Annotated in this window: 15 protein-coding genes; 4 read left to right on the top strand and 11 right to left on the bottom strand. The window is 68.9% G+C overall.

Going from position 1 to position 15,927, the window contains the following annotated elements; all coding sequences use genetic code 11:
* Positions 1-10 precede the first annotated feature (10 nt).
* Together OG978_RS13275 and OG978_RS13280 are read left to right on the top strand one after the other, a co-directional pair.
* Positions 11-601 (top strand): DUF4383 domain-containing protein, encoded by a 591-nt coding sequence (locus tag OG978_RS13275; protein WP_326765427.1) that lies wholly within the window; start codon positions 11-13, stop codon positions 599-601.
* Positions 602-676: 75 nt separating this feature from the next.
* The gene (locus OG978_RS13280) at positions 677-901 is read left to right on the top strand and encodes an FmdB family zinc ribbon protein (protein ID WP_326765428.1); all 225 of its coding nucleotides are present in this window, start codon (positions 677-679) and stop codon (positions 899-901) included.
* Positions 902-932: 31 nt separating this feature from the next.
* Here the strand turns inward: OG978_RS13280 and OG978_RS13285 are convergent, their stop codons facing one another.
* The 4 genes from OG978_RS13285 to OG978_RS13300 form a co-directional block, all read right to left on the bottom strand.
* Positions 933-1,592: an O-methyltransferase gene (locus tag OG978_RS13285; protein ID WP_326765429.1), complete on the bottom strand. Its 660-nt coding sequence runs from the start codon at positions 1,590-1,592 to the stop codon at positions 933-935.
* 46 nt (positions 1,593-1,638) lie between these two features.
* On the bottom strand, positions 1,639-2,454 hold the full coding sequence (locus tag OG978_RS13290; RefSeq protein ID WP_326770017.1) for an HAD family hydrolase: 816 nt from the start codon (positions 2,452-2,454) through the stop codon (positions 1,639-1,641).
* 80 nt (positions 2,455-2,534) lie between these two features.
* The gene (locus OG978_RS13295; protein WP_326765430.1) at positions 2,535-5,144 is read right to left on the bottom strand and encodes a phosphoribosyltransferase; all 2,610 of its coding nucleotides are present in this window, start codon (positions 5,142-5,144) and stop codon (positions 2,535-2,537) included.
* Complete coding sequence (locus tag OG978_RS13300; RefSeq protein WP_326765431.1) at positions 5,141-6,304, bottom strand: HpcH/HpaI aldolase/citrate lyase family protein; 1,164 nt, start codon at positions 6,302-6,304, stop codon at positions 5,141-5,143. The genes OG978_RS13295 and OG978_RS13300 overlap by 4 nt, the downstream gene beginning before the upstream one ends.
* A 220-nt stretch (positions 6,305-6,524) precedes the next feature.
* Between OG978_RS13300 and OG978_RS13305 the strand changes: the two genes are divergently transcribed.
* On the top strand, positions 6,525-7,397 hold the full coding sequence (locus tag OG978_RS13305) for a TerD family protein (RefSeq protein ID WP_326765432.1): 873 nt from the start codon (positions 6,525-6,527) through the stop codon (positions 7,395-7,397).
* Positions 7,398-7,418: 21 nt separating this feature from the next.
* Here OG978_RS13305 and OG978_RS13310 read toward each other — a convergent pair whose 3' ends face one another.
* From OG978_RS13310 to OG978_RS13335, 6 genes are all read right to left on the bottom strand, one after another.
* The gene (locus OG978_RS13310) at positions 7,419-8,153 is read right to left on the bottom strand and encodes a TerD family protein (protein WP_326765433.1); all 735 of its coding nucleotides are present in this window, start codon (positions 8,151-8,153) and stop codon (positions 7,419-7,421) included.
* Positions 8,154-8,329: 176 nt separating this feature from the next.
* Positions 8,330-9,472: a DUF475 domain-containing protein gene (locus OG978_RS13315; protein ID WP_326765434.1), complete on the bottom strand. Its 1,143-nt coding sequence runs from the start codon at positions 9,470-9,472 to the stop codon at positions 8,330-8,332.
* A 70-nt stretch (positions 9,473-9,542) separates the two neighbouring features.
* Complete coding sequence (locus OG978_RS13320; RefSeq protein ID WP_114244350.1) at positions 9,543-10,118, bottom strand: TerD family protein; 576 nt, start codon at positions 10,116-10,118, stop codon at positions 9,543-9,545.
* 200 nt (positions 10,119-10,318) lie between these two features.
* Positions 10,319-10,894 (bottom strand): TerD family protein, encoded by a 576-nt coding sequence (locus OG978_RS13325; protein ID WP_326770018.1) that lies wholly within the window; start codon positions 10,892-10,894, stop codon positions 10,319-10,321.
* Positions 10,895-11,040: 146 nt separating this feature from the next.
* Entirely contained in the window at positions 11,041-11,499 is a 459-nt protein-coding gene (locus OG978_RS13330) for a peroxiredoxin (RefSeq protein ID WP_326765435.1), read from the bottom strand.
* A gap of 207 nt (positions 11,500-11,706) precedes the next feature.
* A complete protein-coding gene (locus OG978_RS13335; RefSeq protein ID WP_326765436.1) occupies positions 11,707-12,144 on the bottom strand; it encodes a DUF3052 domain-containing protein in 438 nt (145 codons plus the stop codon).
* Between the two features lie 470 nt (positions 12,145-12,614).
* Between OG978_RS13335 and aceE the strand changes: the two genes are divergently transcribed.
* Entirely contained in the window at positions 12,615-15,356 is a 2,742-nt protein-coding gene (aceE, locus tag OG978_RS13340; protein ID WP_326765437.1) for a pyruvate dehydrogenase (acetyl-transferring), homodimeric type, read from the top strand.
* A 92-nt stretch (positions 15,357-15,448) separates the two neighbouring features.
* Here aceE and OG978_RS13345 read toward each other — a convergent pair whose 3' ends face one another.
* On the bottom strand, positions 15,449-15,826 hold the full coding sequence (locus tag OG978_RS13345; protein WP_326765438.1) for a peptidase inhibitor family I36 protein: 378 nt from the start codon (positions 15,824-15,826) through the stop codon (positions 15,449-15,451).
* Between the last annotated feature and the right edge of the window lie 101 nt (positions 15,827-15,927).

Raw genomic sequence — 15,927 nt, forward strand, 5'->3', positions numbered from 1 at the left:
GACGACCGACATGGCCACCCATGTGCTGCACACCACGGGGCGACGGGCCCCCCGCCGCCGCAAGGCCACCCAGCTCGACAAGCATCTGCCGGTCGATCACCGGCTCAGCCGCGTCTACCGGGTCGGGGCAGGGCTGATGGGGCTGGTGCTGCTCGCCTTCGGTGTCCTGGGGCTGATCGACAGGATCGGATTCTTCAGCACCGGCGGAGCCACCGTCGCGGGCCTCAACACCAACGGGGCACTGAGCGTCCTGTCCATCTGCGTCGGCCTGCTCCTGTTCATCGGGATGGTGATCGGCGGCAACTTCGCCTCGACTCTCAACATGATTCTGGGCGTCGCCTTCATCCTCAGCGGCTTCGTCAATCTCGCACTGCTGGAGACCGACTACAACTTCCTCGCCTTCCGTATCCAGAACGTGCTGTTCAGCTTTGTGGTCGGCCTGATGCTGATGGTCTTCGGGATGTACGGACGGGTCAGCGGCGGCCTTCCGCACGACAACCCGTACTGGCGGGCCCGCCACCCCGAGGAAGCGGAGCGGGAAATGCGGCTCAGCCGGAAGGCGACCACATCGCCGATGCCGGTCGTCCGGCGCAATCCCTGAGCCCGCGCCCCGGGGCACCACCCTCACCACCCTCACCACCCTCACCGACGAACCGGTGACGGTTAGCCTGGGGCCATGCCTCGTTACGAATTCCGCTGCCGCTCCTGCGGAGACACGTTCGAACTCAGCCGCCCGATGGCTCAGTCCTCCGACCCGGCCTCCTGCCCCGCCGGGCACGCCGACACCGTGAAGCTGCTCTCCACCGTGGCCGTCGGCGGGTCGTCCGCCAAGTCCGCGCCCGCCGCCCCGGCGGCCGGTGGCGGCGGGAGCGGTTGCTGCGGTGGGGGTTGCTGCGGCTGAGAGCGGGCGGGCCCCGGGCGTCCCGGGGCCGTTACCGCTTGCGGGAGAGCGTCAGGCCGTCGGACACGGTCAGCAGCACGCTGTCCATTCGCGGATCGGCGGCCACATGGTTGTTGAACTCCTTGATCGCCGCCGCTCCGCCGGTCGCCTGCGGGTCGGTCACCCCGCCGTGGAAGAGCACGTTGTCCGTGACGATCAGGCCGCCCTGCCGCATCCGGGGCACCAGTTGCTCCCAGTACGGGATGTAGTTGCCCTTGTCCGCGTCCAGGTAGGCGAGATCGATGTGCGGCTCGGCCGGCATCGCCCGCAGTGTGTCGAGCGCGGGGGCGATCCGGAGCTCGATCCGGTCCGCGACGCCCGCCTTCTCCCAGGCCTCCCGGCCGTAGGCGGTCCACTCCTCCGAGATGTCGCAGGCGATCAGCCGCCCGTCGGCGGGCAGTGCCTGCGCCATCGACAGGGCGGAGAACCCGGTGAACGTCCCGACCTCCACGATGTGCCGGGCCCCGGTCAGCCGGACGAGAAAGGCGAGCAGCGGTCCCTGTTCCTCGGCCGACTGCATGCCGGCCTGCTCGGGCAGGCGGGCGTACGTGGTCTCGACGAGCTCGCGCTGCACCGCGTCGAGCGGTGGATTGTGCGCCAGCATGTACGCGTACAGCTCGTCCGTGATCTTGGTTTCGTTGCCCTTGGTCATCGTGCGCTCCTGGTGCGTCGATCGGCCGGTACGCCTGCGCCCGGCGTCAGGACGATCTTCCCTCGCCCGCGGCCCGGAGGAAGTGCCGAAGGATCTCCTCACCCGCCGCCACACCGTGCACGGCCGTCACCTCGGCGTGCGGGGCGCTCCAGCCGGTATCGGCCAGTTCACCGTGGGCCGGGCGCCAGGCGCGGTCGGCGGCGAGGAGCAGATCGGCGTCCAGGAGGCTGTCACCGGCGGCGAGGGTCAGCGTGGCGCCGGTGCGTCGGGCCACCTCGTCCACGGCGGCGCTCTTGGTGAGCGGGCCCGGGACTGCGTAGATCTTGCGGCCCTGGAGGGAGACCGTCCAGCCACGCGTCCGTGCCCACTCCCCCAGTTCCTTGACCCAGCCCTCGGGCAGTAGCGGGCGCTCCACGACGAGGTAGGCGAAGAGGTCCTCGGCGACCCGTTCCTTGAGCAGCCAGGCGGGGTCGGCCGCGGCCAGGAGGTGGGCGCGGACCTCGGCGAGGGAGGCGCATTCCTCGGCGAGCCTGCGGGCCACCTGCCGCTGCCAGTCGGGGTCGGACTCTCCGTCCACGAGGAGGTGTCCGCCGTTGGCGCAGATCGCGAACCGTGGTGCGGGGCCGGGCAGGTGAATGCGTCCGTACTGTTCGCGGGTGCGGGTGGTCGTCGGGACGAAGACCGTGGTGCGGGCCAGTTCGTCGAGCAGCGCCGCGGCCGTCTCCGTCAGGTAGGAGAGCGGCTTGTGGTCGTACACCTCCACGCAGAGCAGCCGGGGGGCCTCGGCGTCCGGCATGGCGAGCTGGAGCGCTGCCGCGGAGTAGATCAGGGTGCGGTCGAGGTCGCTGGCCACGAGCGTCACGGGGGCGGCGACGGCCGTCGGGGCGGACGCGGCAGCCGGGGTGTTCGAGGTGGCCGGGGTCGTCGGGGTCGTCGGGGTGGTCACTTCGACTCCACCGCCTTGCCGTCCGCGCCCGTCGCACCCCTGGTGTACTTCGGGTGGATCAAACCGACGCAGGTGTACGGGAGTCCGTCGACCTCCTCCACCGGTACGCCCCGCTGCTCGGCGAGCAGGCGGATGTGTTCGAGATCCGCGCCCGCGCCGCGCTTGGCGAGAATCTTCCACGGGACGCGGCGCAGCAGTACCCGGGTCGTCTCGCCGACGCCCGGCTTGACGAGGTTCACATCGTGGATGCCGTACTCCTCGCTGATGCGCTCCACGGCGGCCCAGCCCTCCCAGGTGGGTGCGCGGTCGGCCGCGAGCAGCTCCTTGACCTCGGCGTCCACGGCGTCGACGACCTCGTCGAACTGCGCGGCGACGGTGTCGAGGAAATGGCCGGACACATCGGTCTCCGCGAGCTCCCGGTAGAACTTCGCCCCGTGGAAGTCCTCGGGCCCCACCAGGTCGGAACGGAGGACGGTCCGCGAGATCAGCCCGGAAACGGTGGAGTTGAGGCAGGCGGACGGGATGAGGAAGTCCTCGCGGGTGCCATACGTACGGACGCAGCCGCCCGGGTCGGCCAGTACCGCGATCTCGGGGTCGAAGACCTCGAACTCGGCGAGCGCCGCGGACAGTTCACGGGTGATCGCGCCCTTGCCGGTCCAGCCGTCGACGAAGACGACATCCGCCGGGTCGTGGTGGGCGGCCAGCCAGCGCAGGGCGTTGGCGTCGATGCCGCGGCCCCGCACGATGGAGACGGCGTAGTGCGGCAGGTCGATGCCGTGCCGGTGCCGGGCCCAGCGGCGCATCAGTACGCCGACGGGCGTGCCGGCCCTGGCGAGCGAGACCAGCACCGGGCGGGGGGTGCGCTCGGCGAGGACCGTCTCGGTGACGGTGCCGACGGCGCGGGCGACGCGGGCGGCCGACAGCTCCAGGGCCGCCTTGAACAGGTCCTGGTACTGGGCGGACGGCTGGTACTCGACGGGCAGCGACTCGGCGTAGTGCGCGCCACCGCTCTGTATCGCCTCCTCGCGCTCCTCGGTGGGCGCCTCCAGCTCGGTGTCCGAGAGGTCCTGGAGCAGCCAGCCGACCTCGTCCGGCGCGTAGGAGGAGAAGGCGGGGCCGCGGAGGGGCTCGGGCAGCATGGGGGGTTCCTGCCGTTCGGAGACGTACGTGTCGGGGCCCGACGGGGCGTACGCAGGGATGTACGAGGGGACGACCGCGAGCAGGACGTGGTCGGTGTGTGCGGCGAGCTGCGCCAACAGGCCGTCGGGGGCGTGGAGTTCGGGAGTGTCGGCGGCGGAGTCGACGGCGAGCACCACGGCGTCGAATCCGGCGCCCGCGACGTTGTACGCGTACCGGTCACCGGGCCCGTCGGCCGGGTTGTCGTGGGCCGGGAAGACCAGCCGGGTCCGTATCGCGTAGCCCGGGTCGTCCACGGCGAGGACGGGGGAACGCGTGGTGGTGGAGTAGCGCACCTCGGCGTCGGTGTGGTCCTCCAGGGCCGTGCCCAGACGCAGGGGGGCGTACATCAGCTCCTCGAAGCCGAGGACCAGTACGCGGCGGGCGTCGCCCAGGGCTCCGGCGATGCGGGCGGCCATGGCGGGGAGTGCGGGTTCCAGGGCTGCCCGGTGGACAGGGGTGAAGCCGTGCCGTCCGCCGTCGGGCACACCGGCGGGCCACCGGAGATCCACTCGGGTGCAGGGCCGGGGGCCGGGGGCAGTGGCAGCAGCGGTGGCGGCGGGGCCGGGGCCGGAGGCGGTGGCGGTGGCGGTGGCCGCTCGGGGAACGGCGGAACCGGCCCCGTCATGCGCGGCGACCAGTGCCTGGCCCTTCTCCAGGACGCCCTCCGGGAGGGTGACCGTGCCCGAGCTCCTCGTCACCAGGTCGACGCGTGCGCCGATCTCCTCGGCGAACTCGGTCAGCCTTCCCCGGTCGGCCGGCGACCTCATGTCCACCAGGGCGACGATGACGTAACGGCTCCGCGGGTACCGCTCGTGCAGTGCGCGGATGGTGTTGAGCACGGTGTTGCCCGTGGAGAACTCGTCGTCCACCAGCACCAGCGGCGCGCCTGTGCGCGCACCCATGTCCATGTCCGCGCCCGCGTCCGTCAGGACGCACTCGCCCGCCAGCAGATCCGGGTCCTCCGGGAGCAGCAGGTGCGAGGTCGCGTGCGAGTGGGACTCCTCGAAGCCGCCCGCCCGCGCCACGCCCTCGACGGGGCGGCGTGTCGAGTGGAGGTACGGTGCCACGCCCAGCCCGTCGGCGACCGCGTGGCCGAGGCCGGTGGCCGTCTCCGCGTAACCGAGTACGACGGCCCGGCGCGCCTCGGCGTCACCGAGGAGTTCGCGCACCCGCCGGCCGAGCTCGAATCCGGTGCCGTACACCACGGAGGGCTTCTGCGGCACGTGCTTGCCGAGCACGTTCGACACGAGGAGATGGGCCCGCTTGGGGTTGCGGCGCAGGGCGAGGCCCAGCAGGTCTCTCAGCTCCCTGTCACCGTCGGGCCTCCCGTCGCCGACGAGCTCGACGCCCAGCCGCTCCGCCACCCAGCTGCCCGACCACACCACGTTCGCCGTCTCCTTCTCTGTCCTTGCCGAGTACTCGCTCATTCGGCGAGGCCCGCGGCCAGCAGCTCCACGAAGCCGATGTCCTGCCTCGCCACACCGAAGACCTCGGCCCGCAGCAGGGTCCGCTCGGCCCAGGCGCGGTGCGGCTTCACTTCGTTCATCTTGTTCGTGTACGCGGAGCGCATGACGCCACCGCCGCCGCGCTCCGGCCGCAGGATGTCCTGCGCGTCGCTGAACTCCTCGTGGCTGACCACGGACAGCGCGTGCACGGGTGCGACGTGCGACGGGTGGATGCAGGTCTTGCCGAGCAGGCCGTTGGCCCGGTCGAGCTCGATCTCGCGCAGCAGGCCGTCCAGATCGTGCTCGATCAGTGCCGTGCGCAGCTCCTCGGCCCGGCCCTCCAGGAAGGGGCTGCGGCGCAGCTGGGGCTTGAACATGCGTTCCTGGAGCCGGAAGTACTCCCACACCGGTCCGGTGATCGTGAAGCCGGTGCCGTCCGCGCGGCCCAGCACATTGACCACGTCGGCGATCACTGCGCCGACGATCTGCACGTCGTACGCCGTCATGTCGGGCGCCCTGCGCAGTCCGTACGCCGAGCAGAAGTCGGTGACGCCGAGCCGCAGGGCGAGCACCCGCTCGCGGTACTTGTCGACGGTGCAGGCTATTCCCTTGAGCGTTTCACCGCGGGTCTCCAGGTGCAGCAGCTCGGGCGATTCGAGAACGGGCATCGCGAACAGGCGCCGCCCGCACTCCTTCTCGGCGCTGGTGAGCGCTTCCATGAAGGGCACGCCACACTCTTCGGTGAACTTCGGAAGTACAAAACCAGACAACATTCGGACGGTATCGCCGAGCCGGTGCACCAGGTCGGCTATCTGGCCCGGCTCCCGGACCCGGATGAAGAGCAGCGGCAGCTCGGCGCCGCGCGCGCCGAGGTCGGCGAACTGCCTGACCAGGTTCTCCTCGGCACCGGCGACCTCGGAGTCGTCGATCGAATCCTCCAGGCACAGCACCATCGAGACAACGCCGCGGCCGACCTGCTTGATGACGTCGTCAGCAAGTCTCGGCCGGGTGGCGGGGCTGTACAGGGTCGCTCCCAGGGCCGCCGAAAGCACGCGGGCCGACGAGTCCGGACCGAACTCGCACGGCTCCTGGAAGAACAGGCCCTCCCTCGAAGCGGGCGCAATATGCCCGAAATGACGCATGTAACTCCCCCGAACTGCCGGACCGGCCGGACAATGCATGGCCGGTAATAGTACGTACGGACGGGTGTCAACAGTTCCCCACGTGCATGAATTCCGGGTAACTCGTCCATTTCCCGACGGGTCGGAGCGCCGTGGACGGTGTGCTTCCGGACTACCGCCGGGACACCTGGCACGACCCCCACGTTGTCCGCGCAGGCTGCCAGCAGGCAGGATGACGGGCATGACGCACGCGATGGTGAAAGGCTCGAACGTCCCTCTGGATGCCATGGCCGTACGGGCCGTGCTGCGCTGGACCCCGGGCGCCGGAATTCCGGATGTGGACGCCTCGGCCCTGCTGCTCGGAGCCGGTGGCCGCGTGCGCTCGGACGAGGACTTCGTCTTCTACAACCAGCCCCGCCACCCCTCCGGCCTGGTACGACGGCTACCGAAGCGCAGTGTCCCCGAGGGACTCACGGACACCATCGAGGCCGACCTGGGCGGGCTGGACGCCTCGGTCGAGCAGGTGGTCGTCGCCGCGTCCTCCGACGGCGCCGCATTCGCTCAGGTGCGCGATCTGCGCATCCTGCTGTACGACTCGGCCTCGGCCGACGGGGAGCCGCTCGCGGTCTTCGACGTGCGCCCGGAGACCGGCGAGGAGACGGCGATCATCTGCGGCGAGCTCTACCGGCGCGGCGATGGCTGGAAATTCCGAGCCGTGGGGCAGGGCTATCCGACCGGGCTGGTCGGTCTGGCGACCGCCTTCGGCATCTCGGTCGACGAGACCGCGGCCGAGCCCGAGTCGGCCCCGTCACCCGTCGCAGCTCCCTCGCCCGTACCGGTGACGGCGCCCGGGTTCCCGCCCGCGCCCGACTTCCCTCCGGCCGCCGCGCCCGGCCCCGACTCGCAGGCCACGGTCCAGCACCAGCAGCCCGCGTACGGCTATCCGCAGCCCGCGGCGGCGGCCCAGCACGCTCCCCAGCCCGCGTACGGGTACCCGCAGCCCGCAGCCGCTCAGCCGGCCTACGGCTACCCGCAGCCCGCCGCGGCCGCGGCGCCCGCCCCGGACCCGAATTTCGTGCTGCCGCCGCAGGGGCCGCAGTTCGTACGGTCCTGAGGGACGGGTCCGGGGCGTCGCTCAGGTCCGGGACTTGTAGCCGCGCCCCCACTGCATGCCGAAGCCGTACAGCCGGTCCAGTTCCGACTGGAATCCGTAGACGAACTTCACCTCGCGCCGCACGATCAGCTCGTCCTTGATGTTCTCCACAGTGAACACGGCACAGGAGCGGGCCTGCGGGGCCCGCTCGTCGAGTTCGATCTCGATCCGCGGGCCGTTGCCCGGGTAGAGCGTCACCTTGGCGTGCGTACGGTCGAAGGCCGGCGTCTGGTCGTAGATGTAGACGAAGAACAGCAGCCGTTTGATCTGGTCGCGCTGGTCGAGATTGACGTAGACCGTCTCACCCGACGGCGCCCCGAAGCGGTCGTCCCCGCTGAGCCGGATGTACGGCGGCCCGTTCAGGTCGCCGATGAGGTTGCCCAGCGGCTGGACGACGCCCTTGGTGCCGTCCTTCAGCTCGTACATGCAGCCCAGGTCCAGGTCGACGTTGACCATGCCCTGGGTGTGGGCCTGGACCACGTCGGGCTGGAAGAGCTTCATCGGCCGCAGCAGCCGGCCGCTCTGCCGCGACCGGCCCATGATGTCCGACGTACGCATCTGCCAGGAGAGATTGACCCGCAGATTGCCGGTCAGCGCCCCCTGTTTGGTGAGCGAGACCGTGGCGTTGCGCCGGGATAGCACGATGGAGCTGGTCGCCGCGCTGCCCGACTCGAATTGTGCCTCCCGCCCCGGCCACAGGCTGTCCCAGAACGCCATCCCCAACCCCCACACGTATCGGAAGAAAAGTGCCCCGGCCCCGCGGCCGCCCGGCGTCCCTCGCCGGGGACGCCCGCATGACTGCGGGGCGGCCGCGGGGCCGGTTCCGGATGTCTCCGGAGAACCGTTGCCTCACGGACCGCCCCGCTTGAGAGCGTTCCTCAATCCCTACCGGGTCACACCCCGGACGGGACTTCCGCCTTGGAACCCTCGCCGTCGCCGCCTTCGGCTTCCAGCGCCTTGTTGCGCCGGACCGAGGACCAGAAGGACCAGCCGATCAGCACGACGCCGGTCAGGCCGGTGATGAGCTCGTTGATCTGGTACTGGATGGTGACGAGCAGGAGCACGGCCAGCGCACCGATCGCGTAGTGGGCGCCGTGCTCCAGGTAGACGTAGTCGTCGAGCGTGCCCTGGCGGACCAGGTAGACCGTGAGTGAACGGACGTACATGGCGCCGATACCGAGGCCGAGGGCCATCAGCACGATCTCGTTGGTGACGGCGAAGGCGCCGATGACACCGTCGAACGAGAAGGACGCGTCGAGCACTTCCAGGTAGAGGAACATGAAGAACGCGGCCTTGCCGGAGAGCGCGACGGCGGAGATCTTCTTGCCGGTCCGCTTGGCCTCTTCCTCCTCCTCGTGCTCGCGCTCTTCCTCCTCCTCCAGCTTGTTCTCGAAGAAGCCGGAGAGGCCGCCGACGATGAGATACGTGATCAGACCGGCGACACCTGAGAGCAGGACCGTTTCCGCCTTGTCCGCGTGACCGCCGCCGTGCTGGTGCGCGTTGGTCGCGACGGTCATGGCCGCGACCAGCAGCACGATCAGCGCGATGCAGACCGACAGCATGTCGACCTTGCCGAGCTTGGCGAGCGGACGCTCGATCCAGCGCAGCCACTGGATGTCACGGTCCTCGAAAATGAAATCGAGGAAGATCATCAGCAGGAACATGCCACCGAAGGCGGCAATCGCCGGGTGGGCGTCGGTGACGAGTTCCTGATAGCGATCGGGCTGGTTGAAGGAGAGATCGACCGCCTCGATCGGACCGATCTTGGCGGTGATGGCCACGATCACGACGGGGAACACCAGCCGCATACCGAAGACCGCGATGAGCACACCGATCGTGAGGAAGATCTTCTGCCAGAAGGCATTCATCTTCTTCAGGATTCCGGCGTTGACCACCGCATTGTCGAAGGACAGCGAAATCTCCAGGACGGAAAGAATCGCTACGATCCCGAAGGCTTGCCACCCCCCGTAGATCACAGCTGCGACCAGGCCGAGCGCGGTAACCGCGAACGACCAGCCGAAGGTTTTCAGAAGCACTGGCTACCCCATCGTGTATGTAACGGGTCTCCCCCGAGGTGTACGGGGCTCCCCCGCGCCGTGCGCGGCTTTACGAAACGTTGACCCCGAAGTCTAGAGCGATGCCGCGCAGACCGGACGCGTACCCCTGTCCCACTGCACGGAACTTCCACTCGCCGTTGTACCGGTAGAGCTCGCCGAAGATCATCGCGGTTTCCGTCGAGGCGTCTTCGCTGAGGTCGTAACGCGCGAGTTCCTGACCGTCCGCCTGGTTCACCACGCGGATGAACGCATTGCTGACCTGGCCGAAGGTCTGTCCCCTGTTGTCGGCCTCATGGATCGAGACCGGGAAAATGATCTTGTCGCAGTGGGCCGGCACCTGGGTGAGATTCACGATGACCGATTCGTCGTCGCCCTCGCCCTCACCCGTGAGGTTGTCGCCGGTGTGCTCCACGGAGCCGTCGGGGCTCGTGAGGTTGTTGTAGAACACGAACCATTCGTCGCCGAGCACCCGGCCCGACTGGCACAGCAGCGCGCTGGCGTCGAGGTCGAAGTCGGCGCCCGTGGTGGATCGTGCGTCCCAGCCGAGCCCGACCAGCACCTGGGTGAGGTTGGGTGCGGCCTTGGAGAGGGAGACATTGCCTCCCTTGGCGAGCGTGACGCCCATGGTGTGTGTCCTCCCCGAGTCGTTGAACCGTCTGCTGGGCCCGTTGAGCCGCAGAGCCCCCGAGCCGTCTTGTTGAGCGCGTCCGGCGCCGCACAAGGGTGCGGCGCCGGACGGGGTACTTAGACCGACCGGCAATTGCCGGTCGGTCTTACTGGCGTGAACCGGGCCGCGCCTCATCCGCCCGGCCCGGTCGCGCTCTCTCAGACGTTGACGCCGAAGTCCTGCGCGATGCCGCGCAGCCCCGAGGCGTACCCCTGACCGATGGCACGGAACTTCCACTCCGCCCCGTTGCGGTACAGCTCGCCGAAGACCATGGCGGTCTCCGTCGAGGCGTCCTCGCTCAGGTCGTAGCGGGCCAGCTCGCTGTTGTCGGCCTGGTTGACCACGCGGATGTACGCGTTGCGCACCTGACCGAAGCTCTGCTGCCGGCTCTCGGCCTCGTAGATCGAGACCGGGAAGACGATCTTGTCGACATCGGCCGGGACGCCGGCCAGGTTCACCTTGATGACCTCGTCGTCGCCCTCGCCCTCACCGGTGAGGTTGTCACCGGTGTGCTCGACGGAGCCGTCGGGGCTCTTGAGGTTGTTGAAGAAGACGAAGTTTCCGTCGCTGCCGACCTTGCCCTCGGCATTCGTCAGCAGGGCGCTGGCGTCGAGGTCGAAGTCACCACCGGTGGTGGTGCGAGCGTCCCAGCCGAGACCGACGACGACCGCGGTCAGGTTGGGCGCGGCCTTGGTCAGCGAGACGTTGCCGCCCTTGCTGAGGCTGACTCCCACGAGTCCTCCCATTGGTTTCCTTGGGGGCCGGCAGGCGCCGGCGCCTCCACTTGCGTTGGCATCAGAATCAACGACTGGATCCTAGTGACCGGTTCCCGGCGAAGCAGGCTTTTCGCCAGGTCGTCCACGGATCAGCCGGTGCCGGATCAGAGCGTGTCGAGCGCCTTGATGTAGTCGTTGAGGTCGCGTGCGTCGGGCAGACCGTTGACGACGGTCCAGCGCACCACGCCCTCCTTGTCGATGATGAAGGTGCCGCGCACCGCGCAGCCCTTCTCCTCGTCGAAGACGCCGTAGGCCCGCGAGGTCTCGCCGTGCGGCCAGAAGTCCGAGACCAGCGGGTATTCGAGGCCCTCCTGCTCGGCGAAGACGCGCAGGGTGTGGATGGAGTCGTTGGAGACGGCGAGCAGCTGGGTGTCGTCGTTCTCGAACTTCGGCAGCTCGTCGCGGAGCGCGCAGAGCTCACCCGTGCAGACGCCCGTGAAGGCGAACGGGTAGAACAGCAGCACGACGTTCTTCTCGCCGCGGAAGTCGGAGAGCTTCACGGTCCGGCCGTGGTTGTCCTTCAGCTCGAAATCCGGGGCCTTGGTGCCGACCTCGATCGCCATGAGAAGCGTCCCTTCGCTACGTAAACCGGGCTGGACCGTCCGGGTGACTCCCACCCTACGCAGAGCCCGCAGCGGGCCACGCAGCGCCCGCACGGGGGCAACCGGGCACCCGGGCCGCCCCACGGCCCCACGGAAGCGGCTGTACGAAGGCCCCCGCCGGCTCGATGCCGTCGGGGGCCTTCAGGTCGCATGCGTGGCGAGCGTGGTTCAGCGCTTGGCCTTGGCCGCCTTCGGCGTGACCAGACGGCTGCCCGTCCAGTCCTTGCCGGCGTTGATGCTCTTGGTCTGGGAGAGACCGGCCGTCTGTGCGGCCTCGTTGATGTCGCTCGGTTCGACGTACCCATCACGGCCGGTCTTCGGCGTCATCAGCCAGACCGTACCGCCGTCCTCGATCAGACCAATGGCATCCACCAGCGCGTCCGTAAGGTCGCCGTCCTCGTCGCGGAACCACAGCAGGACGACGTCTGCGACGTCGTCGTAGTCCTCATCGACGAGATCCTGGCCGATTGTGGCCTCAATGCCCTCACGGAGCTCCTGCTCGACGTCGTCGTCGTAGCCGATCTCCTGGACCACCTGTCCGGGCTCGAACCCCAGGCGTGCTGCCGGGTTGGTCCGCTCCTCCGCGTGGTCCGCGGTCGCGCTCACGGGTTGCCTCCTGATCATGTTTCGGAAAATGCTTCAGCCACGCGCGTGCGCGGGGCGTTGGCCGTAGTCCACACGGGAGCGGCGGATCGCGCAAGTACCCAGCGTGCGAGACCGCCTAAACGGTGACGTTCCCTGCCACGTCGCCGCACTGTCGGCAGACCCCCTCCGGGGCCCGGCGCTACCGTCCACACCCTTTACGTCCTTCCACAGCTTATGCCGTTTCGGTCCGCCATTCGGAGTCGAACATCCTTTGGGAACGCTTGGACGGGTTGGGCGTATGGTTGCGGTTTGGCCCGACCCATCCCCGCGCACCGGACGCGATGTCTCACAACACGGCGGTTACCCCTCGGTAGAGATGACGTTTGCGCCCTCGCGGTACACGATGGTGTTGGCGTACCTGCATACATCCCGGGGGCATGTCCTCCCTCTTTCAGGCCCCGTAGAGCACCACCGAACAGCGAAGGAACAGCGTGGCTTCCGGATCCGATCGCAACCCGATCATCATTGGCGGCCTGCCGAGCCAGGTCCCGGACTTCGATCCCGAAGAGACCCAGGAATGGCTCGACTCGCTCGACGCCGCGGTCGACGAGCGAGGTCGTGAGCGGGCCCGTTATCTGATGCTCCGGCTCATCGAGCGTGCGCGCGAGAAGCGCGTCGCCGTGCCGGAAATGCGCAGTACGGACTACGTGAACACGATCGCCACGAAGGACGAGCCGTTCTTCCCCGGCGACGAGGAGATCGAGCGCAAGGTCCTCAACGCGACCCGCTGGAACGCGGCCGTGATGGTGTCGCGCGCCCAGCGTCCGGGCATCGGTGTCGGCGGCCACATCGCCACCTTCGCCTCCTCGGCCTCGCTGTACGACGTGGGCTTCAACCACTTCTTCCGGGGCAAGGACGACGGTCTGGGCGGCGACCAGATCTTCTTCCAGGGGCACGCGTCCCCGGGCATCTACGCCCGCGCCTTCCTGCTCGACCGGCTGAGCGAGGCGCAGCTCGACGCCTTCCGCCAGGAGAAGTCGAAGGCGCCCAACGGCCTGTCCAGCTACCCGCACCCGCGGCTGATGCCGGACTTCTGGGAGTTCCCGACCGTCTCGATGGGCCTCGGCCCCCTCGGCGCGATCTACCAGGCCCGGATGAACCGCTACATGGAGGCGCGCGGCATCGCCGACACCTCCAGGTCCCATGTCTGGGCGTACCTGGGCGACGGCGAGATGGACGAGCCCGAGTCGCTCGGCCAGCTCTCCATCGCCGCCCGTGAGGGCCTGGACAACCTCACCTTCGTGGTCAACTGCAACCTGCAGCGGCTCGACGGCCCGGTGCGTGGCAACGGCAAGATCATCCAGGAGCTGGAGTCGCAGTTCCGCGGCGCCGGATGGAACGTCATCAAGCTGGTCTGGGACCGCTCCTGGGACCCGCTGCTCGCGCAGGACCGCACGGGCATCCTGGTCAACAAGCTGAACACCACGCCGGACGGCCAGTTCCAGACGTACGCCACCGAGTCGGGCGCATACATCCGTGACCACTTCTTCGGGGACGACCCGCGGCTGCGCGACATGGTCAAGGACATGACCGACGACCAGATCCTGCACCTGGGCCGCGGCGGTCACGACCACAAGAAGGTCTACGCGGCCTACGCGGCGGCCAAGGCCCACAAGGGCCAGCCGACGGTGATCCTGGCGCAGACGGTCAAGGGCTGGACCCTGGGGCCGAACTTCGAGGGCCGCAACGCGACCCACCAGATGAAGAAGCTCACGGTCGAGGACCTCAAGCGGTTCCGCGACCGGCTGCACATCCCGATCACGGACAAGCAGCTGGACGAGGGCTACCCGCCCTACTACCACCCGGGCCGCGACTCGGAGGAGATCCAGTACATGCACGACCGCCGCAAGGGTCTGGGCGGTTACGTCCCGACCCGTGTGGTGCGTGCGAAGCCGCTGGTCCTGCCCGAGGACAAGACGTACGCGACCGCGAAGAAGGGTTCCGGTCAGCAGTCGATCGCCACCACCATGGCGTTCGTCCGCATCCTGAAGGACCTCATGCGGGACAAGGAGATCGGCAAGCGTTTCGTGCTGATCGCGCCCGACGAGTACCGCACCTTCGGTATGGATGCCTTCTTCCCGAGCGCGAAGATCTACAACCCGCTGGGCCAGCAGTACGAGGCGGTGGACCGCGATCTTCTGCTCGCGTACAAGGAGTCGCCGACCGGTCAGATGCTGCACGACGGCATCTCGGAGGCCGGCTGCACGGCATCGCTGATCGCCGCCGGTTCGGCGTACGCCACGCACGGCGAGCCGCTGATCCCGGTGTACGTCTTCTACTCGATGTTCGGTTTCCAGCGCACCGGTGACCAGTTCTGGCAGATGGCCGACCAGCTCGCGCGCGGCTTCGTGCTGGGTGCGACCGCCGGCCGTACGACGCTGACCGGTGAGGGTCTCCAGCACGCGGACGGCCACTCTCAGCTGCTCGCCTCGACCAACCCGGGCTGTGTCGCGTACGACCCGGCGTTCGGGTACGAGATCGCGCACATCGTCAAGGACGGTCTGCGCCGGATGTACGGCGGGACCCCCGAAGAGAACGAGGACGTCTTCTACTACCTCACCGTCTACAACGAGCCGATCCAGCACCCGGCCGAGCCCGAGAACGTGGACGTCGAGGGCATCCTCAAGGGCGTGTACCGCTTCAAGGCCGCCGAGCGGGGCGAGATCCCGGCCCAGATCATGGCGTCCGGTGTGGCGGTCCCGTGGGCGGTCGAGGCGCAGCGGATCCTCGCCGAGGAGTGGAACGTCCGGGCGGACGTCTGGTCGGCGACCTCCTGGAACGAGCTGCGCCGTGAGGCCGTGGACGTGGAGCAGTACAACCTGCTGCACCCGGAGGAGGAGCAGCGCGTCCCGTACGTCACGCGGAAGCTCTCCGGCTCCGAGGGCCCGTTCGTGGCGGTCTCGGACTGGATGCGTTCCGTGCCGGACCAGATCGCGCGCTGGGTGCCCGGTGCGTACCAGTCGCTGGGTGCGGACGGCTTCGGCTTCGCCGACACCCGTGGCGCGGCCCGCCGGTTCTTCCACATCGACGCGCAGTCGATCGTCCTCGCGGTGCTCACCGAGCTCGCGAAGGAGAACCGGATCGACCGTTCGCTGCTGAAGCAGGCCATCGACCGGTACGAGCTGCTGGACGTGACCGCGGCCGACCCGGGCGCGGCCGGCGGCGACGCGTAGGGCCGCAGGCTCGACGGAGTACGTACGAAGGGCGGCGGGACCTCGTGGTCCCGCCGCCCTTCGGCGTCCGCGGCCGGTTCTCCGTCCTCCGGTCAGTTCTCCCAGATCTTGAAGGCCCTGACCTGGTACGGGGACCGGGGCACCCAGGTACCGCCGCCCGGATAGGTCTCGAACTCACCGGTCTCGGCGCATTCCGCCGACTGGTACGTGGTGACGGGGCGGCCGGTGCGGTTGGCGAGCGCCTGGACCTTGCTGCCCTTCGGCAGCGGGACGCAGCTCTCGATGTCGGTCGTGGACAGCTCATGGGTCCGGCGGGTGCCGGTGAAGTCCGGCGCGTCCCAGAGGCAGAGCTGGCCGGCGGCGCAGGATCCGAGCCGGACGGGCGCGGAGTGGGCCTCGGTCTGCGGGATCAGGGCGGTGGCGGCCAGCGAAGTGGCGGCCAGGGCGGTGGCAAGAACGGTCGTACGCATGGAAATCGACCCCCGTGGTGGTGCGAATCAGTTGCACGCACCCTGACCTGCGGAGCAAGGCCCGGGGAAGGGATCGCGGGCCACACCACCCTGATAGGCGA

Origin of the sequence: Streptomyces sp. NBC_01591, from assembly GCF_035918155.1 — a bacterium.
Classification (GTDB): Bacteria; Actinomycetota; Actinomycetes; order Streptomycetales; family Streptomycetaceae; genus Streptomyces.